The 18,731-nt window shown below is 54.3% G+C and carries 15 protein-coding genes; 9 read left to right on the top strand and 6 right to left on the bottom strand.

The genetic code is table 11. The features are described 5' to 3' along the window. Positions 1-8 precede the first annotated feature (8 nt). Both deoC and EDM56_RS11855 read left to right on the top strand, forming a co-directional pair. On the top strand, positions 9-650 hold the full coding sequence (gene deoC / locus EDM56_RS11860; protein WP_122918101.1) for a deoxyribose-phosphate aldolase: 642 nt from the start codon (positions 9-11) through the stop codon (positions 648-650). Positions 651-736: 86 nt separating this feature from the next. After that, positions 737-2,464 (top strand): methyl-accepting chemotaxis protein, encoded by a 1,728-nt coding sequence (locus EDM56_RS11855; RefSeq protein WP_183192398.1) that lies wholly within the window; start codon positions 737-739, stop codon positions 2,462-2,464. A 56-nt stretch (positions 2,465-2,520) separates the two neighbouring features. On the opposite strand, the gene EDM56_RS11850 is transcribed toward EDM56_RS11855, so the two are convergent. Then, the gene (locus tag EDM56_RS11850) at positions 2,521-3,198 is read right to left on the bottom strand and encodes an MBL fold metallo-hydrolase (protein ID WP_246009353.1); all 678 of its coding nucleotides are present in this window, start codon (positions 3,196-3,198) and stop codon (positions 2,521-2,523) included. A 278-nt stretch (positions 3,199-3,476) separates the two neighbouring features. Here EDM56_RS11850 and EDM56_RS11845 point away from each other — a divergent pair, with 278 nt between their 5' ends. Both EDM56_RS11845 and EDM56_RS11840 read left to right on the top strand, forming a co-directional pair. Beyond that, the gene (locus EDM56_RS11845) at positions 3,477-4,811 is read left to right on the top strand and encodes an Nramp family divalent metal transporter (protein WP_122918099.1); all 1,335 of its coding nucleotides are present in this window, start codon (positions 3,477-3,479) and stop codon (positions 4,809-4,811) included. Between the two features lie 146 nt (positions 4,812-4,957). Continuing rightward, the gene (locus tag EDM56_RS11840) at positions 4,958-6,448 is read left to right on the top strand and encodes an aldehyde dehydrogenase family protein (protein ID WP_122918098.1); all 1,491 of its coding nucleotides are present in this window, start codon (positions 4,958-4,960) and stop codon (positions 6,446-6,448) included. 149 nt (positions 6,449-6,597) lie between these two features. Here the strand turns inward: EDM56_RS11840 and EDM56_RS11835 are convergent, their stop codons facing one another. Then, a complete protein-coding gene (locus EDM56_RS11835; protein WP_122918097.1) occupies positions 6,598-7,467 on the bottom strand; it encodes a leucine-rich repeat domain-containing protein in 870 nt (289 codons plus the stop codon). A gap of 47 nt (positions 7,468-7,514) precedes the next feature. Next, positions 7,515-8,942, bottom strand: a complete 1,428-nt coding sequence (gene pdxR / locus EDM56_RS11830) for a MocR-like pyridoxine biosynthesis transcription factor PdxR (protein WP_122918096.1) — start codon at positions 8,940-8,942, stop codon at positions 7,515-7,517. A 367-nt stretch (positions 8,943-9,309) separates the two neighbouring features. Here pdxR and EDM56_RS11825 point away from each other — a divergent pair, with 367 nt between their 5' ends. Together EDM56_RS11825 and EDM56_RS11820 are read left to right on the top strand one after the other, a co-directional pair. Continuing rightward, the gene (locus tag EDM56_RS11825; protein WP_122918291.1) at positions 9,310-9,789 is read left to right on the top strand and encodes a GNAT family N-acetyltransferase; all 480 of its coding nucleotides are present in this window, start codon (positions 9,310-9,312) and stop codon (positions 9,787-9,789) included. A 69-nt stretch (positions 9,790-9,858) separates the two neighbouring features. Next, positions 9,859-13,884: a S8 family peptidase gene (locus EDM56_RS11820; RefSeq protein ID WP_122918095.1), complete on the top strand. Its 4,026-nt coding sequence runs from the start codon at positions 9,859-9,861 to the stop codon at positions 13,882-13,884. 49 nt (positions 13,885-13,933) lie between these two features. Here EDM56_RS11820 and EDM56_RS31170 read toward each other — a convergent pair whose 3' ends face one another. Both EDM56_RS31170 and EDM56_RS11815 read right to left on the bottom strand, forming a co-directional pair. Beyond that, a complete protein-coding gene (locus tag EDM56_RS31170; protein WP_148040381.1) occupies positions 13,934-14,161 on the bottom strand; it encodes a hypothetical protein in 228 nt (75 codons plus the stop codon). Positions 14,162-14,250: 89 nt separating this feature from the next. Then, complete coding sequence (locus tag EDM56_RS11815) at positions 14,251-15,129, bottom strand: LysR family transcriptional regulator (protein ID WP_246009352.1); 879 nt, start codon at positions 15,127-15,129, stop codon at positions 14,251-14,253. Between the two features lie 139 nt (positions 15,130-15,268). Between EDM56_RS11815 and EDM56_RS11810 the strand changes: the two genes are divergently transcribed. Both EDM56_RS11810 and EDM56_RS11805 read left to right on the top strand, forming a co-directional pair. Continuing rightward, positions 15,269-15,820 (top strand): cysteine hydrolase family protein, encoded by a 552-nt coding sequence (locus tag EDM56_RS11810; protein WP_122918094.1) that lies wholly within the window; start codon positions 15,269-15,271, stop codon positions 15,818-15,820. Between the two features lie 4 nt (positions 15,821-15,824). Further along, a complete protein-coding gene (locus EDM56_RS11805) occupies positions 15,825-16,487 on the top strand; it encodes a LysE family translocator (RefSeq protein ID WP_183192397.1) in 663 nt (220 codons plus the stop codon). A 60-nt stretch (positions 16,488-16,547) separates the two neighbouring features. Here EDM56_RS11805 and EDM56_RS11800 read toward each other — a convergent pair whose 3' ends face one another. Beyond that, positions 16,548-17,129 carry a TetR/AcrR family transcriptional regulator gene (locus EDM56_RS11800; protein ID WP_122918092.1) on the bottom strand — a complete coding sequence of 194 codons (582 nt, stop codon included), beginning with the start codon at positions 17,127-17,129 and terminating at the stop codon, positions 16,548-16,550. 208 nt (positions 17,130-17,337) lie between these two features. Here EDM56_RS11800 and EDM56_RS11795 point away from each other — a divergent pair, with 208 nt between their 5' ends. Then, positions 17,338-18,597: an MFS transporter gene (locus EDM56_RS11795; protein ID WP_122918091.1), complete on the top strand. Its 1,260-nt coding sequence runs from the start codon at positions 17,338-17,340 to the stop codon at positions 18,595-18,597. Positions 18,598-18,731 lie beyond the last annotated feature (134 nt).

Raw genomic sequence — 18,731 nt, 5'->3', positions numbered from 1 at the left:
CACCACTCATGACGATCGCATCGTACATTGACCATACGGTATTGAAACCGGAAACGACGAAAGAGCAAATTATCAAGCTGTGCGCCGAAGCGCGCGAGCATGGTTTCTTCTCGGTGTGCATCAACCCTGTGTTCGTAGAGTTGGCCCACTCCCTACTCAAGGATTCCGACGTGAAGGTGTGCACTGTCGTCGGCTTCCCGCTGGGGGCTAACACCACTGCGATAAAAGTGGCGGAAACCAAGCAGGCGGTCCGCGAAGGTGCGGAAGAAATCGACATGGTAATCAACATCGGCGCCTTAAAAGCAGGTGACGCCGTGCAGGTCGAAGATGACATCAGCGCGGTTGTCGAAGCTGCGGAAGGCAAGCTGGTCAAAGTGATCATCGAGGCATGCCTGCTGACCCGCGAGGAAAAAATTCTCGCCTGCCAATTGTCCGAAAAAGCCGGCGCCCAATTCGTCAAAACATCCACCGGTTTTTCCACGGGTGGCGCGACGGTTGAGGATGTAGCACTGATGAAAGAAACGGTGGGCGATCGTCTGGAAGTGAAAGCGTCCGGCGGTATCCGCGACCTTGCCACGGCCCAACAAATGATCGCGGCAGGCGCGACCCGCATTGGTTCCAGCAACGGTGTCGTGATCGTCAATAGCTAAGGCAAACGGGATGTGGTGAAAGCGGATGGGAGAGTATGTTGCCCATCCGCTTTTGGCGTGGTCGCCCAAGAAGGGGAGAAGAAGGAATGAACTTGTTTGATCGGATGCGGATTTTTCCGCGAATCATGCTCGTACTGGCGATCATGATGCTCACCATGATCGGGATTTGGTTTTCCGGCTTTCATTATTTGGGCAAAGCGAATGTAAACATGCAGGCGATGCAGGAAAAAAATGTGGCGCCGATCGTGGATATCGGCAAGGTGCGAACCAACCTGCGCACGGTTGAAACGATTTTTTACCAATTAACGCTTGAAACGGACAAGAGCAAGCACAACGCCCTGATTGGGCAGATGATGGAGCTGATCGGTGAAAACAACAAGCTACTCGCTTCCTTTGCCAAGACGTTGACTGCACCCACGGACAAGCAAATGCTGGATGAACTAATGGTAAAGCTCAAGGAGTACCAGTCGAAACGGTCGGAGCTGATCCAATTGGTGCTACACGAGGAGAGCGCATCGGCCCTGAGCCAGTATCAGGCGTTAGCGCCTCTTCTGCAAGAGATCAATGCTGGCTTTCAGGAATTGATGAGCAAAAAGGAAGCGGAAGCGCTCGCCAGCTACCAGGCGACAGCGGCGGAAGGGGTGCGCGCCAATCAAATCATGATTACGATTTTGGCGATTGCGGCTGTGGTTTCCACGCTCTTTGGCATCGGGATCGCCCGTTCCGTATCGCAGCCGGTGCGGAATGTGACCGAGTGGATTACCCGTTTCGCCGAGCAGACCGCGAGAGGCGAATCAGATTTGAGTGAGCGTGTTGCGGTGAAGGCGGCTGGCGAAATCGGGACCTTGATCGCGTCCTTTAACCTGTTTATCGAGAAAGTGCAGGAAATCGTCCATACGACTAAAGAGAGCGTTGACGAGCTGTTCGTTTCGGCGGAAGGCTTGCTCGTGTGCGCGGCGCAATCGCAGACGGCATCGGCGAGCGCCCAGACCGCGATGCAGGAAGTCTCAGTGCTGTCCACCGAGCAGTTAAAAAGCACCGAGGACGTAGCAGCGGTGGTCGTCGAGGTCAGCACAGGCGTGCAGACGATAGCAGATCGGACGGCACAGATCGCGGATTCATCCGCCGTGATGACAGGCGAGGCGCTCCAAGGAGATCGCTTGCTGCGCGCCGTGGTAGAACAAATTACGTTCATGGACGATAAAGTCAAAGCGACGGCGTTGATCATACACAAGCTGGGAGAAAAATCACAGCAGATCGTCAAGGCGCTTGGCGTTATCACAGCCATTTCGCAGCAAACCTCGCTGCTTGCGCTGAATGCCGCGATCGAGGCGGCGCGGGCGAACGAGCATGGACGGGGCTTTGCCGTCGTTGCCGATGAAGTGCGCAAGCTGGCCGAAGAGTCGCATCAATCCGCCGCACGGATCGAACGGCTGATCGCCGACATTCAGGACGGTTCACAAAACGCCGTAGCGGCGATGGAAGGCATGATTGCGGAGGTGGAGTCGGGCCTAGGGGCGGCGCATGATACGGGACAGGCGTTCGGAAAAATCATGGCGCTGATCACGGAGGTAACTGGGCAGCTGCAGGAAATTTCAGCCGTTTCTACCCAAGTGAGCGCTGGCGCACAGGAGACGGCGGCTTCCGTCCAGCAGCTGACGCAAGCGGCACAAACCGTATCGCAGCACAGCCAGGAGGTGGCTATGCACGCCGAGGGACAGCTCGCCGCATCCACACAGGTGAGCGATGTCGCTCAATCGATCGGTGCCAGGGCAGAGCAGCTGAAAGCGATTGTGGCCCGGTTCCATGTATAAATAGAAAAAAAACAGCCGTATTTTTTCGGCTGTTTTTTTGTGTGTCGTGACGCTGCCTAGACGGAAAGGTTTTCGACGATTTCCTTCAGACGCGCCTTGATGTCACCCGTACAGACGCCGCCATGATACGCAACCACCGTTTCGATGTCGAGATCAAGCAGCTTGATGATCGATTGCAGGGCTGTCGCTTGATCCAAAGTAAATTGAGGATCGAAAGGCATCAGGACGCCATCTTGCGCTGTCAGGGCATCGCCCGAGATCAGTGTTTTGCTCGGGATATGGTATAGCGAAATATGATCCGGGGTATGGCCAGGCGTATAAATGACCTGAATTCCCCCGGCGTATGGCAGGATGTCACCGTCTTGGAGGGCTTTGTCCACTTTCACGGTTGGTGCGATGGCTCCGCTTTTGATCAGCGGAATTTCGCCTGCGAGGTAAGGGATGGCCACTTCATGAGCAAGGACTTGCACCCCTCCTTCGGAGGCTGCGACGAGGTCAGGCAAGCTGCCGATATGGTCGCGGTCTTGATGGGTAATGATGATCTTGGTCAGCTTTTCAAAAGGGAGAGACTCATCAGCGAGTACGGAGCGGATGAGCTCCAGCTGTCCGGCGACACCGGTATCCACCAGCACCGTCTCCTGTTCATCCCACAGCGAAGCCGTATGGACGATGAATGGAGAGTCTGCACCTATGTTCATCTCGAGTTTGATCACTTTGATTCCTTGCGTTTGCATCAAAACGTGCACCTCCACGAAGTAGCGATTTCCGAACACGGTAACATTCCATCCGCATGTGCACGATTCCTCCATGCCGATAAGGAAATTGCAAGTTTGCGTAACACGCGTTCATAAGGTTGACCCAATAACGAAAAGTTTCCCTTGGGCAAAAATATGTTGTTCATGCATCTTTTTTGTAGTAGGCTAATAGCATATACGGAGAGGCCGTTATTTTTTTTAGTCAAAAAGTTTCCCTAGGGAAACATAATTGTCCGAATGAAAGAAGGGTGGTAAACATGGAAGCGGTGAAAACAAAAGAAGGCTGGAAACGGGAAAGAAGCACGCCGAGCTTGCAGGAAGTGTACAAATCGATGGCTGTTCCAAAGCGTGGCAGCTCATTTCGCAAGTTCCTCGCTTTTGCGGGGCCGGGCTATTTGGTGGCGGTCGGGTACATGGACCCGGGGAACTGGGCGACGGATTTGGCTGGAGGGGCGATGTTCAATTATTCCTTGCTCTCCGTCATTTTAATTTCGAATATTATGGCGATTTTGCTTCAGTCGCTCACGGCGCGCCTCGGCATTGCAACTGGGCGCGATCTGGCACAGGCGTGCCGTGACCACTACAGCAAGCCGGTCAATTTCGTCCTCTGGCTGCTGTGCGAGCTGGCGATTGCGGCATGCGACCTGGCGGAAGTGATCGGTTCGGCGATTGCACTGCAGCTGTTGTTCGGGTTACCGCTGATTTACGGCGTGCTACTTACCTCGCTTGATGTCATGCTCGTGCTGTTTTTGCAGAACAAAGGCTTCCGCTACATCGAGTCGATCGTAATCTCGCTGATTGTCGTCATCTTGATCTGCTTCGGTGCGGAAATGATCTTCTCGAAGCCCGATATTGGCGGGATCTTTGGTGGTTTCGTTCCGCGAGCAGAAATTTTGCAAAACCCGGAAATGCTTTACATCGCCTTGGGCATTCTCGGCGCCACTGTCATGCCGCATAATCTCTACCTGCATTCCTCGATCGTGCAGACCCGCAATTATGAGGAGACCGAGGAAGGGAAGCGTTCCGCGATCAAATTCGCGACTATCGATTCCACAGTCGCGCTGACGCTTGCCTTGTTCATCAATGCGGCGATCCTCATTTTGTCGGCGGCCGCATTCCATACGACGGGTCATACGGAAGTCGCCGAAATCCAGGATGCCTACCAATTGCTTACGCCTTTGCTGGGAACGGGTTTGGCCAGCATTCTGTTTGCCGTAGCGCTGCTGGCTGCTGGTCAGAACTCGACCTTAACCGGGACGCTGGCAGGTCAAATCGTGATGGAAGGCTTCTTGAACATCCGGCTGAAGCCGTGGATTCGCCGACTCATCACCCGGCTGATCGCCATCGTGCCGGCTGTCATCGTCATTGCCGTCACTGGTGAGAAAGGGACCGGCGATCTGCTGATTTTAAGCCAGGTGGTTCTGTCGTTGCAGCTTTCGTTTGCCGTCATTCCGCTCGTGATGTTCACCACCGATAAGCGTAAGATGGGCGCGCTCGTCGCACCGAAATGGGTGGCTGTCCTCTCCTGGATCGTCGCGGTCATCATTGCGGTATTGAATGCATATTTATTGTACGGGACTTTCTTTTCGTAGGAAGCGGGGGTTCCGTGAAGAAAGAGCCGGGGCTTTTTGCAAAAAAAGGGCTTCGGCTTTTCTCATACAGATGCAACCGCGGTGCTGACCAGGGGGCACAGCTTGCCGTGTGAAGAAAGGAAACAAGCAGTAGAGGAGGAGCTCAGTTGACGACGCAGGCAAAAGAATCGTTGAAATTGTACATCGCAGGGGAATGGGTGGATGCAGCGGATGGGAATGTCCGCGATGTGTTCAATCCGGCAACAGGTGAGGTCATCGCTGTCGTGGCCGAGGCGGGACTTGAGGATGTTCGACGGGCGATCGCAGAGGCGCGCCGCGTTTTTGATGAGACGGATTGGCAAGATACGCCTCCGCACGAGCGGGCGAGACTGCTGAACGCACTTGCAGACAAGCTCGATGAGCGCGCCGATGAGTTCGCCAGACTGGAAACGGAAAATAACGGCAAGCCGCTGCGCGAAAGCCTGCCCGACGTGGCGGATGCGGCCAACTGCTTTCGCTATTACGCCGGATTGATCAACAAACCGCTCGGGCAAACCTATCAAGTGGCCGACCCGATGATGACGATGGTCGTGCGCGAGCCGATCGGTGTCTGCGGACAGATTGTGCCATGGAATTATCCGCTATTGATGGCGGCGTGGAAGCTAGCGCCTTGCTTGGCGGCGGGGAATACGACCGTTTTCAAGCCGTCCGAACTGACGCCGCTCACTGCGGTCAAGCTGTTTGAACTGATCGATGAGGTCGGATTCCCGAAAGGCGTCGCCAACTTGGTCATGGGTGCGGGCAATGTGGTTGGCCACGAGCTGGCGGCAAGCGACCAGATCGACAAAGTGGCCTTTACCGGGGGAACTGCCACCGGGCGGAGCATCATGCAGACGGCGACAGGGAACCTGAAAAATATTTCGCTGGAGCTTGGCGGCAAATCCCCTCATATTATCTTCGCCGATGCCGATTTCGAGGCGGCGCTCGAATATGCGATGTTCGGCATTTTTGCCAACCAGGGCCAAGTCTGCTCAGCAGGCTCGCGGCTTTTGGTCGAAGACGCGCTCTTTGACCGGTTCATCGAAGCGCTGGTGGAACGAAGCCGCAAAATTCGCGTCGGCAATGGCATCGATGAGCTGACGGAAATGGGGCCCTTGATCTCGAAGGCGCATATGGAAAAAGTGCTCGGCTATATTGAAATCGGAAAAGTGGAAGGGGCACGGCTTGTGCTCGGCGGCAATCCATTAATCGAGGGAGACTATGCCAACGGCAACTTTGTGGAACCGACGATCTTTGTGGACTGCAAACCGGAAATGCGCATCGTGCAGGAGGAAATATTCGGTCCGGTTTTGACCGTGCAACGTTTTAAAACAGAGGAAGAGGCGATTAGGCTCGCGAACGATTCGATGTACGGGCTGGCAGGTGGCGTCTTTTCCCAGGATGGGGCCAAAGCGATGCGCGTGATCAAAAAGCTGCGCGCAGGCATCACCTGGATTAATACGTACCATCCGACCTACAATGAAGCGCCTTGGGGCGGTTACAAGCAGAGCGGGATTGGTCGGGAGCTGGGCACGTTTGGGCTTGAGGCTTATCAAGAAGTGAAACAGATCAACATGAATTTGCAGGTGGGGCCGATGGGCTGGTATAACAATGACTGACCTGTGCGTAAATCAGGGGAAAGCGATTTTACAGGGAATTTATGGAGCAAGGTAGAAGCTATCACCTTATAGCAGGCGATGGGGTTTTTGTTCTAATGCAAAAGGGAGGCGGTTTCGCATGGAAACCGTCTCTCTTTTTTGTTGCTTTTCTACCGGTAAATCAGGCAACCTCTCTTTTCCAGCTCGAACAGGCATGGCGTAACCTGCAGGTGATGATTCCAGCGTAGGTCTAGCTTTTCGAGCCGTTCCAGCTTGAGGATGGCATCTGGGATCACCTTCAAATCGTTGTCGCGCAAATCCAGCTCAATGAGATTGGTCACATCGCCGATTTGCTCTGGCAGCTCTTTCAACCGGTTGGTGCGCAGGTTGAGTCGATGCAGCTTTTTCAAGCCTCCAATCGATTGCGGCAGTTCCTCGATCCGGTTGTTGCTCACATCGAGAATGCGCAGATCGGATACATCGCCAATCGTTTCAGGCAAACGTGTCAGGCGATTGCCGTACACATGAATCTCCCGCAGGCAGCGGATCGACGAGATCGACTCGGGCAAGGCCTCAATCTGGTTGTTGTAGAGGCGCAGCTCAACGAGGCTTTGCAAATCGCCCAGATTGGCGGGCAGTTCTGCCAGCTTGTTGTCTGTAACGTTCAAATATTTGAGGCGACGGAGCTGGCATAGTTCCGCTGGGATTCGCTCGAACTGATTGTTGCTCAGGTAAAGGAAGGAATCGAGCTTTTGCAAGGCGCCGATTTCTTTCGGCAGCTCCCGCATCCGGTTGTGCCCCAGGTCGAGCATCCGCAAGTTTTGCAAGTGTTGAATGCTTGGCGAAAGTGTCTCGATTTCATTTCCGGCATAATTCAACACCTGCAATTCGGAAAGGCGGTAAACATCCTCCGGGATTTGTTTGATCCGGTTGTTGTACAGGCTCAGCTCGATCAAATTGTCCAGTGCGAAAATCTCCTCTGGCGTTTCCGTCAGGTTTTGTCCGTCAAAGTTGCGTTTGGTTTCGTTCTTTACAGGCATTCGCGTTCCGCTCCCCGTCTACTGTGTTTTGCTTTCAGGCGCAGCTTTTACAGCATCCGCCCCAACCGCCTGATCCCCTCGACAATTTCGCTCTCCGCCGGACACGCATAAGACAGCCGGATGAACCCGGGCTCTGCTCCGTAAATGGTTCCGGGCATGAACAGCACACCGTGGGCAATCGCTTTTTCGATTAAATCTTGATCCGCAATCGTCTTTTTCAGCTGGCACCAGATGGAATAGCCGCCTTTGGGATGATTCCAGGTGGCTTTGTCGCCGACATGATCGCTAAGCGCCTGTCTCATGAGATCGCGTCGTCTTGTTAGCGCGGTCTTCAACTGCTGCACGTGTCCACGCCAGTCGGCTTTCTGCAAAAAGGCGGTCAGCAGCTGCTGGGAGAGCGTGCTTGTGCCGTGATCGATCTCTTTTTTTGCATCGGCCATCCGCGAGATGACGGAAGGAGGCGCGACGACCCAACCGATCCGCAGGCCCGGTGCGACGGTTTTGGAAAAGCTGCCGATGTGCACGACAAGCCCGTTTCCTTTGTTCAGGCTGACCAGTGTCGGCAATGGTGGCGGCGCATCATCCAGACGGAGCGCGCCGTAAGCTTCATCCTCGATGACCGGGATGCGGATTTCCTCACAAACGGCCAATAGTCGCTTCCGCCGCTTCAGAGACAGGACGGTCCCGGTCGGATTTTGGTAGGTCGGATTGGTGATGACGAGCTTGATCTTGTGCTTGCGATACAGTTGGATGACCTGCTCTGGTTCAAGCCCGTCGGCATCAACCGGCAGGCGGAACAGGCGTAGCCCGGCGGAGGGGAAGACTCCCAGTGAATACATATAGGAAGGACCCTCCAGCGCGATCGCGTCTCCAGGGCTGAGCAGGCACTGCGTAATCAGGTGCAGCGCTTGCTGGGCGCCGGATGTGATCAAGATTTGATCCGGAGTGGCGACAATCCCGTGCTCCTCGCGCATATAGTCGCAGAGGGAGAGGCGCAGCGCAGGATCGCCCTCTGGCGGAAGGTAGCCGAGCAGGCGGGTAAGCGGCAGCGTATGCATCGTCTCTTGCAGCTCGTGATGGGGAAACAGCTCAGGATTCATTTCACCGCCATTGAAAGCGATGATACCGGGACGGGCGGTCGCCTCACGAATCCGCTTGACCAGCGGCTGTGTCGGGATGAAGGTTCCGCCGTTCGTGTAGGCAAACCAGTTGGGCTGCCGCTGAGCTACGCCCCACAGATGCTCGCTGACCCGTGTGCCGCTACCTTGGCGGGAATGGATCAATCCCGAGGCGCGTAGCTCTGCGTATGCCTCGGTGATCGTGCTGCGGTTCACTTGCAGCTGCGCCGCGAGTAGCCGTTCGGTTGGAAGCGGGGAGCCGGGCGGGTACGTGCCGGTAAAAATGCATTCCTCAAAATGGCGGGCGATTTGGCGAAACAGCGGCTCCTCGCTCGCCGGATCGAGCATCCAGTCCATCGAAATCCCCCTTGCGATCATTTTTCTTCATACAGATAAGAATTTATAAAATTCTTATCCAGTATAAGTGCAACCGCGGCTTAAGCCAAAAGCTTGACGTAGCCAGGTTTTCTAATCGTATAAGAATTTATAAGTGCTCGCGCTTATAAATTCTGGAGCGGAAGACGGAGTACCTCAGCGTCACTTCCAGCATAGGCGTCGGTAAAAACTTCCATAGATCGAGGGAACTGCTTCTTGAAAGGACTTCTGAAAGAAGTTTTTCTTCATGATAAATTGGCTGGACAAAAAAGTCACCAATTGGTTGTGCGCGCCAAAAAAATCGCTTGCTACAATGGCAGAAAGACAAGGGGAAAGGGGAACGAATACGATGACGACCAGCAAGGACATGTGGAGGAAAGGTAATTATGCGATCTCGACTGACAAGCGATTTTTGCAGGAGGACGTGATTTACGGCTATTTGCATGAAAAGTCGTATTGGAGCAAAGGGATCGATCGGGAAGTGGTCCGTCGATCCATCGAGCAATCGGCGTTTTGCTTCGGCGTCTTTCAGGGGGAGCCGGGATCGGCCGACTGCAGACAGGTCGGCTTTGCCCGGGTGATTTCCGATTGCGCCACGTTCGCCTACTTGTGCGATGTATTCATTTTGCCGGAGCATAGCGGCGTTGGTTTGGGCAAATGGCTGATGGAAGTGATCACGCAGTTTCCGCCGATTAGCGGCGTGCGGCGTTTCCTTCTGGCGACGCGCGATGCACACGGGCTGTACGCCCAATACGGCTTCGAGCCGTTGGCAAAGCCCGAGAGCTTTATGGCGATTTCGCGCAGCCAGGCCACCTTGCCAGAACGGTGATGGACAGACTATTCCAAATTCGATACCATACCAGAATGGAATAAAAATTTTGGTAAGGTGTGTGGCAGCATGATGAAGCGAGGTCATTCCTTTTTTCTTGGATCCCTGATCACCGCACTGCTGGTGACCGGCATTTCACCGGTACCCACCGCGCAGGCGGCTCCGAGGAAGGCGGCTTCTCCGAAGGTGGCAGACGGAGAGCTGATCGTACGATATAAGCAGCAAAAGAAGCAGCAAATTCACGCGCTGCACGCATCATCCCGCGCCACGAGCATCGATGGAAAGACCGTTTTACTGAAAACGGATGCAGACACGATGGAAGAGACGGCAGCGACGCTCGCTAAAGAGCCGGACGTCGCGTTCGTGGAACCCAACTATATTTACCATGCATCCGAATCATCCAGCAGCCGTGTAGGCTCATCAGCTGTCGACGATCCGCACTATGACGACTTGTGGGGGCTTCGGGCAATCGATGCGCCGCAAGCCTGGGATACTCTCGCATCTTGGAAAGGGCGGCAAACGGAGCAGGTGACGGTTGCGGTCGTCGACACAGGGGTGGACGCGAGCCATCCCGATCTGGCGGGGCGCGTGCTTGCCACCGGCTACAATACCGTCGCAGGCAACACCAACACGTTTGATGACGACGGACACGGCACACACGTTTCCGGTACGATCGCCGCAGTTGCCAACAATGGCATAGGCGTCACGGGAGTAGCCGGATCGGCGAACGTTCGCATCCTGCCGATCAAGGTGCTCGATGACAATGGAGAAGGTACGGCACTGCAAATCGCCCAAGGTGTAGACAAGGCGGTCGAGCTGGGCGCCGATATCATCAATATGAGCCTCGGCGGCTTGGGAAGAAGCCGTCTGCTGGAAGAATCGATTCACAACGCGACGCAAAAAGGCGTGCTTGTCGTCGTAGCAGCGGGCAATGAAACCGACGATGCGGAAGGCTATGCGCCGGCATCGTTTGCGGACGTTGTGACGGTTGCATCCGTGGACAAGGAGAATATGCCCTCTTATTTCAGTAATTACGGCAGCCCGATTGATATGGCTGCGCCGGGTGAAAACATTTTGAGCACGGTGCCAGGCGGGGAATACGATTCGTATAACGGCACCTCGATGGCGACGCCGCATGTGACCGCTGCAGCCGCATTGGTCAAGATGACCCATCCGAGCTGGGGACCGGAGGAAATCAGGGCCGCCTTGGAGCAAACGGCAGTGGATCTCGGCAAGCCGGGCATCGATTCGGCCACCGGACATGGGCTGCTGCAGGTGGACAAAGCGCTCACTTATGACGCCACACCTGTGATGCGAGTTGTGTCACCTAGCCGCAGCAGCGATCTGTGGGGAACGTTCGCCATCGAGGCGGCGGTTATCAACCAGGAGGCGGTATCGGTGCGGATTGCCGACAATGCTGGCAATGAGCTAGTCACCTTGCCGGTTGAAGGCGGCAAAATCAGCGGTCGCATCGATAGCGGTACGCTTGGCACAGGGAAGCAGTCGTTGCGACTGCAGGCGTATGATGCGCATGGTCGTACGGTCGGCGAGGAGATCAGTTGGCCGATTACTATCCATCAGGGTGCAGACGGCGGCCTGCGTGTGACCGTTACCGATGCGGAAGGTAGACCGGCTGACGGTGCACAAGTTGTGCTCTACAGCACGGATGGACCGGGCAAAGGCTATGAAGAGGTCGCTCGCTATTTTGCAAACGAACAAGGATATTGCTATTTGCCCAAATCGGTGCGCAACCCAGACGAGCAGTACGTGGTTGTAGCCAATTACTTTGATTGGGATACTGGCAATCCGTTTACATTTTACCAGCGGTTGTCTGATGTGGGCAGTCAAAATGACGTGACGCTCGCATTCGGCGAAACCCACCCGCTTTCGGTCAACGTACTGTCAAACGGCAAGGCCCAGCCGTTAGCAGATACATCCCTCGTGCTTGTGCCGCACGCGGTTGGGATGGAGGCGGAACCGATTGAATTGCTGTTCGATCCCAATCAAAAAGGGCAGTTCGATATCAATCTGCCGGATGGGACGTATACGGCATACGCATTGCGCCATGCCGCTTCTGGCCAAAACTACTTTGTCGAGCAAGATGTCACCGTTGCTGATGAGGCACAGAAGCTGACGTTCGATCTGGACAAGGCGGTTCCTGTCCGCTTTACCCTTCCAAAAGGAGTGAGCGGCGGGATCTGGACGCCGGAGAGCAAGCTTACGCTGGATCAATATGGCGTGTACTTCAAGGCAAAGCAGCCGATTTTGGTCACGCCAGCCGAGGAGCTCGCGAACTATAGTGTCAGCTTTGGGCAAACCGTAGGCAAGAAGCGTTACGTTTACGAGCTGAAAGCGGACAAGCCGCTTGACTGGACGGAAACGAAAAGCATTTCGCTGCTTGCCCGGGCAAAAGCACAGACGGATGATCAAGATGCTGATATCGAGACCGTGAAGCCCGGTGACTGGCTGGATCTCAACTATACGCTTCGCTACAATGACGAGCATATGCTAAGCGTGCTCGGCCTCGCGGAGCAAAATGCAGCGAATGCCCCAGTGAAGCCAAACGGCGTGTCTGGTCAGCTTTTGCTGCCAAGGGCTGCTGCGACAGGCGAGCAGCCTGCCGCACAGGCAGTCACGCCACAGGTGAAAATCACGGATCAAGAGGGCAAGGAAGTTTGGACGGGGGCACAATCGCGGCCGTTCATCGTGCCGGACGATCCTGCGCTCACCAGCGGTCGTTACAAGCTTAGCCTCGATTTCGCCGGGTTCCCGTTTGCGGTCAGGCCGCAAACGCTCGATGTGCGGGACATTTTACTGAAGCGTGTCAGCAGCATGGTGGACGTGAGCTACACCGATCCCGAGGGCGTCGGCTTTTCGCAAGCGCTGCTGCGCGTGTATGACGACAAGACGGGTAACCTGGTAGCGGAAGAGCCTTATTATGGCGATCTGTTCGGTGGGAATGGAACAAAGGAAGGCGAGCCGCTTCATTTCAAGCTCGATGATGTGGCAACCGGCAAAACGTACCGTTTCCAACTTGCCGCGCTGACTAAGGAGCATATCCCGCTGTATTCTGAGCAGACGATTCGCGTCACGGATTCCGCTGTCAGCATCGATCTATCGAGCAAAGAAGCGGCAATGACCAAAGTATCGCTCGGGTCTGATTCGGACTTTATCCTTGGCATCAAGCAGGGAGAGGAAGCGCTGCCGTTCATGGAAGAAGCGGGAGCAAACGGCTACTTCTGGCTGCAGCCGGGAACCTATCAGGTGTCACTGGGCAATTTGGATGTGGACAAGCCCTACTTTTTCGAGGATACGATCGAGGTGGACGGCGACGAGTATCAGATCGATGCTGAGCCGGACTACAGCCAGCTGAAAAAAATCAAGATCGACATGCCGAGCCAAAAAGAAGAATACACGCTTGGACTTATCTACAATATAAAAGAGACGTTCGGTGTCGGAACGGGGTCGATCCTCGTTCTAATGAAAGGCGACGCAGAGATGTACATGTCCGATGAGCTGAGAAAGGCACTTTCGATGGACATTGTGCGCTCTGAACAAATCGATGGCCACAGACTCTCGATTCAATGGAGTCCAGCGTTGGCGCCGACGGATGACGGATATGTGATCAAGTTTGACAAAACAACCGATCCAACGCTTTCGCTGGCAGCAGACAAAGAGACGTACCATAACGGAGATACGCTCGATGTGTCCATCGATGTGACCGACAACCACGGCAACAAGATCACTTACATGTTCAACTCTCCAGAAGCCAGTCAAAGCAAGAAAAGCGAAAAAACAAGCCGGGGCCAAATCGTGCGCCAGCGAATGGTGAAAGACGAGAACGGCAAGACCGTCATCCTGCGCTATGACCGGCAAGCAGGGGCTTATCAGACAATCGAGTTCAACGACATTTATCCGCGCATCCAACTGCAAAAAGACGGAGAAAAAATAGATTCAGTGAAGCAGGCAGACAACTGGACCGAATACCAGTACGACCTCCCAGATGTAACAGAACCAACCGAATACACCCTACTCTGGTCGCTCAGCTTTCCGTATGAACGGAAAGCCGAGCTAGTGATTAAGCAAGAAGAGTAAAAAGCGAAAGAAAAAGCAGGCTACCCAAAAAGGCATCCTGCTTTTTCTTTCAAATATCTTTTCCATCCCCATCCCAAATAAACAATGAAAAGCGCTTTGCCAAAGCAGCCACGCCAGATTTTTGCAAGAAAGTGTAACGAAAGGCTCTGACAATGCCATCCAGGCTTTCGCCCAAAAATGAAAACGCCCTTGCGCCACATATCCTCCCTGAGATACACCCGCCGCGCAGCGTGTGGCTTTGGGGCGCAGTTTTCATTTTTGGGCGAAAGCCGTTCACCCCGACCCCCAGCAGGCATAGTCATGCCTTTCGTGGAACTTTCTTGCAAAAATCCTCCCCAGCAGCAGCGGGCAACGCGCTTTCAAAAATTATGCCCCTTCCAACACCATCTCCAAAAACTTCAAATGAGCCTTCGACAGCCACTTGTTTTTATGATAAGAAATTTGCCCAAAAAACAACAGCTCGTCAGCAGCAGCGGGCTCGATGACCTTCAGCTGTTGATCTTGAACAAGCGCATTCACGCTGATGGAAGGCATTAGGCTGATCCCCAAGCCGCTGGCCACGCATCGCTTCATCGCCTCCATGCTGCTGAACTCCAGGTAGTTGCCGGTTGGAATGCCTTTCTCCGTCAAATACCCTTGAAAAAATCGCCGCAGCGCACAGTTTCCTTCGCTGAAAATGATGCACTCGTCCTTGATGTCATCGATCGATTGAAACGAATGGTTCTTTTCACCAATGAAGACCAGCGGTACCTCGGCGATCACTTCTGTCGTGAGCTGAGGGTCGCTTACTTTCGGCTCCAGCGTGATCGCAAAGTCCAGCTCGCCGGTATGAAGCCGTTCACGAAGCTGTTGGCAGTAGTCGTCGATCAAAGAAAAGGTGACATCAGGGTACCGTTTTTTATAGGTAGCGAGCACGGTCCCTAGCTTGTAGACGGTCATCGTTTCGGACGCCCCGATGCGAATCTCGCCTTTCAGCGTCTCGTCTGTGGCGGAAATATGCTTGATTTTAGCATAGGACGTCAAGAGCTCGACGACGTACTGGTACAGCTCTTGACCGGCCGCCGTCAGCTGAATCTGTTTGCCCAAGCGATCAAACAAGGGAACGCCCAGCTCATCTTCTAGCTGCTGAATATGCGAGGTGATTGAAGCCTGCGAGTATTGAAGGGCATTGGCTGCCTTTGTGAAGCTGTTCAGGTCGACAACCGCTTTGAACGATTGAAATTGACGGATTTCGATAGGACTCACCCCGTTCGGTAGGTTCTTCAGAAAAACTGAATGTTAGTTTTAGTTAATTCAATTTTACTAATGCTTTATTCTACCATATGATCGTAGCAAGGAGGTAGCGCGACGCAAGCCACCTTCACCACAAACAGGAGGAATACATATGAAACTCTCAGCCAATACTGGATTGCTGCTGATCGATGTGCAAAACCATTTCGACGATCCTTCGTTGGGTAACAGAAACAATCCGCACGCGGAAGAAAATATGGCGGCATTGCTGCACAGATGGAGAGAGACGAATCGTCCGATCATTCACATTCAGCATATCAGCAACCCTTCCTTGCCGCATCATCCCGGTCGCGATATCAAAGACATCGTCGCGCCGCTCCCCGGTGAGCCGGTCATGGTGAAAAATGTGAACAGCGCCTTTATCGGGACCGACCTTGAACGCCACCTGCGGGAAGCGGGGATCGAGACACTGGTCATTGTCGGGCTGACGACCGACCATTGCGTTTCTACGACAACTCGGATGGCGAAAAATCTCGGCTTCACCCCATACATCGTGTCTGATGCGACGGCCACCTTTGAGCGAGTCAGCTTTGACGGAAAACAGTATACGGCTGAAGACATCCATCGTTTAGCACTGGTCAGCCTGCATGAGGAATTCGCTACTGTTATCGATACGAAAGGCATTCTGGAATTGCTGGAAGGGTAACGTCATGGGGCTGTTATTGCAATATTTGATTTTTGGGGTCACCCTAGCGATCTCGATCGGACCGGTGAACATCGAGCTGATTAAGCGAGGCGTGACGAAAGGATTCTTGTCTTCATGGCTGGTCGGGATTGGCGGCATGACAGCGGATTTCCTCATCCTCAGCATCGTTTACGTGGGCGTGGGCACGTACCTCGCCGCCGATCTTGCCCAGCTTGTGTTTGGGGTCATCGGCGCGCTGATGCTGATTATGATCGGTATCCAAAATGCCCGCACCAAACCGCCGCGGATAGATACGGTCTCTGCGGTAAGTGGGGCGAGTCAACGGAAGGAGAAGCGATCCTTCGTGACAGGCTTTCTCCTGGCGATTGCCAATCCGCTGAACCTTGTGTTCTGGGCCGGCATTTATAGCTCGCTGCCCAGCGGTGGTCAGTCGCACGCGATGACGCCTTCCGTGTTACTCGTCTTCATTTTCATCGGGATCGCGCTTGCGAACCTGTTCGTCGCCGGTCTGTCGTCACTGGGCAAATCATTCGTGAAGCCAGCCGGACTAAGGCTCATCTCCGTGGCATCCGGCATCGTCTTGATCGGGTACGGATGCTGGATCGGCTACTCCACGGTGTCGGCCAAATTCGCGGGTGTTGTCCATGCGTTTTTGCCGGGGGCATAATTTCATATAGCTGCTATGGAGTGCAATCGTCCATGGCAGCTTTTTGTACCAACGTTCCGTTTAGTCGAGCAAGGTGAGGATGACATCTATCGAATGCTCGATGAAAGCCCGGTCGGGTCGCGATTTCAGCATGACGGTCAGGCCGATCAGCGAAACCACCAGCGCCTGAGCCAATGATTTGGCATTCAGCGTACCCTTCAACTCGCCGGTTCGGATGCCCCGCTCGATCGTTTCTTGAAACAATGCGGCCAAATACAGCTGGTGCTCCCGCGTCAAAACCTCGAACTTCACGTCGTGGGGAGCGAGCTCCACCATGGTGTTGATGCAAAAACAGCCCAGATTTGTGCCTTGCCCATATTCATCCGCAGCGACGCCCGCAAAATAGGAGCGAAACGCTTCTTTTACCGATGCACTAGCTTGCAGCTTGGCGCGGACGTAGGAGGCGTGGGATTGCGTATAATGGCGGAGGGCCGCTTCGAACAGTTCCTTTTTGTCGCCGAATGCGGCGTAAATGCTCGGCTTCTGGATGCCCATTCGCGCCGTCAACTCACCGAGCGAGGTAGCCTCGTATCCTTTTTCCCAAAACAAGTGCATCGCAGCGCGCAATGCGCTTTCTTCATCGAACTCACGTGGTCGGGCCATTTGAGATTGCACCCCTTTTTGTAACGATCAGTATGATATGATTGTAGTGTGCATGATGATCTGTTGTCAAATATCAAGCGAAAGCACCTGACCATAAGCAAAAAAATGATATTGACAGGTACGTTTTGTGTGCGGTACATTTACAAACATCATTTCATACCGATCGGTAAATTATTAAGATCGGAAAAACAGGATAGGGGTGCGAAGGATGGAAAAGAGTGTGGAAAATGGGACAGTGTGCGGGAGAGTGACGCAGGCACAAGGAGCGGCGTTGGCAAACAGGGAGTCTGCACCGAGCTCATCGCTGTCTCGCTATACCGTTCTACTGTTCGCCATCGCTTGCGGCCTCGCCGTCTCCAACATTTATTATGCCCAGCCACTGCTCGACGCGCTGACGCATGAGTTCGGGATGAGCCGCTCCTCGATCGGCGTCGTCATTACCGTCACGCAAATTTGCTATGCAACAGGCCTGCTGCTATTGGTTCCGCTCGGCGACCTGCTGAACCGCCGTCACCTGATCGCAAGCCAGCTTCTCCTGTCCGTGGGGGCGTTGATCAGTGTCGGTATGGCACCCGACAGCTCCGTTCTGCTGATCGGGATGGGCGCGATCGGTTTGCTTGCCGTCGTCACACAGACGCTTGTGGCGTATGCAGCGTCGCTTGCATCGCCAGCTGATCGTGGCAGCGTGGTGGGGATGGTCACAAGCGGCGTCGTCATTGGGATCTTGTTGGCGCGAACCGTTGCGGGCGTGCTCACCGATCTAGGTGGCTGGCGTTTGGTTTACCTCGTTTCCGCGGGATTGACGCTTATGATGGCGATCGCCTTGTTTCGAGCTTTGCCGCGACATGACTTGAAACGGGCAGCGGTCTCTTACCCACAGCTGCTGCGCTCAGTCGGGACGCTGTTTTTGCAGGAACCGGTGCTCCGCATCCGCGCAGTGCTCGCCTTGCTGATTTTCACGGCATTCAGCATTTTATGGACATCGCTTGTGCTGCCGTTGTCCACACCACCGCTGTCGCTTTCGCATACCACAATTGGCGCTTTCGGGCTTGCCGGTGTTGCAGGGGCGCTAGGAGCGGCGCGTGCGGGATGGCTTGCCGATCGCGGGCTGGGTCAGCGGACGACGGGCATCGCTCTTGCTCTTCTGCTGGTATCATGGCTGCCGATCAGCTTTGCGGTGCAATCTCTTTTTTCATTGACTGTTGGTGTCATCCTCCTCGATCTGGCGGTGCAAGCCGTCCATGTTACCAACCAAAGCATGATTTTGGCAGTGCGGCCGGAAGCCCGCAGTCGCCTGACCGCCTGCTACATGATTTTTTATTCCATTGGTAGCGCGACCGGATCGATCGCGTCCACCATGGCCTATGAACATTTCGGCTGGGGTGGAGTTTCGTTGCTGGGCGCAGCGGTCAGCGGTATCGCACTCGTATATTGGGCACTGACTCGTCCGAGGCAATCTCGCAACTAGTGCGAAAGTTGCAAGCTGCAAATTTGCAAAATGGAGTGGAGGACTCTTGCTGGCAAAAAATGAATGTGAGTATGCAGGAATGCACAAATTATCCAATTTTGCATAATGTTAATTTGGAAAAAAGCGAATTTCGG

Origin of the sequence: Brevibacillus fluminis (assembly GCF_003710825.1) — a bacterium.
In the GTDB taxonomy this organism is placed as follows: Bacteria; Bacillota; Bacilli; order Brevibacillales; family Brevibacillaceae; genus Brevibacillus_D; species Brevibacillus_D fluminis.
This window is presented reverse-complemented; position numbering and strand designations above follow the sequence as displayed.

Excerpts from the sequence above, each read along its gene's own strand:
- pdxR (WP_122918096.1), bottom strand. The coding sequence starts at position 8,942 with ATGGACTGGATGCTCGATCCGGCGAGCGAGGAGCCGCTGTTTCGCCAA.
- EDM56_RS11835 (WP_122918097.1), bottom strand. The coding sequence starts at position 7,467 with ATGCCTGTAAAGAACGAAACCAAACGCAACTTTGACGGACAAAACCTG.
- deoC (WP_122918101.1), top strand. The coding sequence starts at position 9 with ATGACGATCGCATCGTACATTGACCATACGGTATTGAAACCGGAAACG.
- EDM56_RS11795 (WP_122918091.1), top strand. The coding sequence starts at position 17,338 with ATGGAAAAGAGTGTGGAAAATGGGACAGTGTGCGGGAGAGTGACGCAG.
- EDM56_RS11850 (WP_246009353.1), bottom strand. The coding sequence starts at position 3,198 with ATGCAAACGCAAGGAATCAAAGTGATCAAACTCGAGATGAACATAGGT.
- EDM56_RS11855 (WP_183192398.1), top strand. The coding sequence starts at position 737 with ATGAACTTGTTTGATCGGATGCGGATTTTTCCGCGAATCATGCTCGTA.
- EDM56_RS11800 (WP_122918092.1), bottom strand. The coding sequence starts at position 17,129 with ATGGCCCGACCACGTGAGTTCGATGAAGAAAGCGCATTGCGCGCTGCG.
- EDM56_RS11820 (WP_122918095.1), top strand. The coding sequence starts at position 9,859 with ATGATGAAGCGAGGTCATTCCTTTTTTCTTGGATCCCTGATCACCGCA.
- EDM56_RS11810 (WP_122918094.1), top strand. The coding sequence starts at position 15,269 with ATGAAACTCTCAGCCAATACTGGATTGCTGCTGATCGATGTGCAAAAC.
- EDM56_RS11805 (WP_183192397.1), top strand. The coding sequence starts at position 15,825 with ATGGGGCTGTTATTGCAATATTTGATTTTTGGGGTCACCCTAGCGATC.
- EDM56_RS11825 (WP_122918291.1), top strand. The coding sequence starts at position 9,310 with ATGACGACCAGCAAGGACATGTGGAGGAAAGGTAATTATGCGATCTCG.
- EDM56_RS11845 (WP_122918099.1), top strand. The coding sequence starts at position 3,477 with ATGGAAGCGGTGAAAACAAAAGAAGGCTGGAAACGGGAAAGAAGCACG.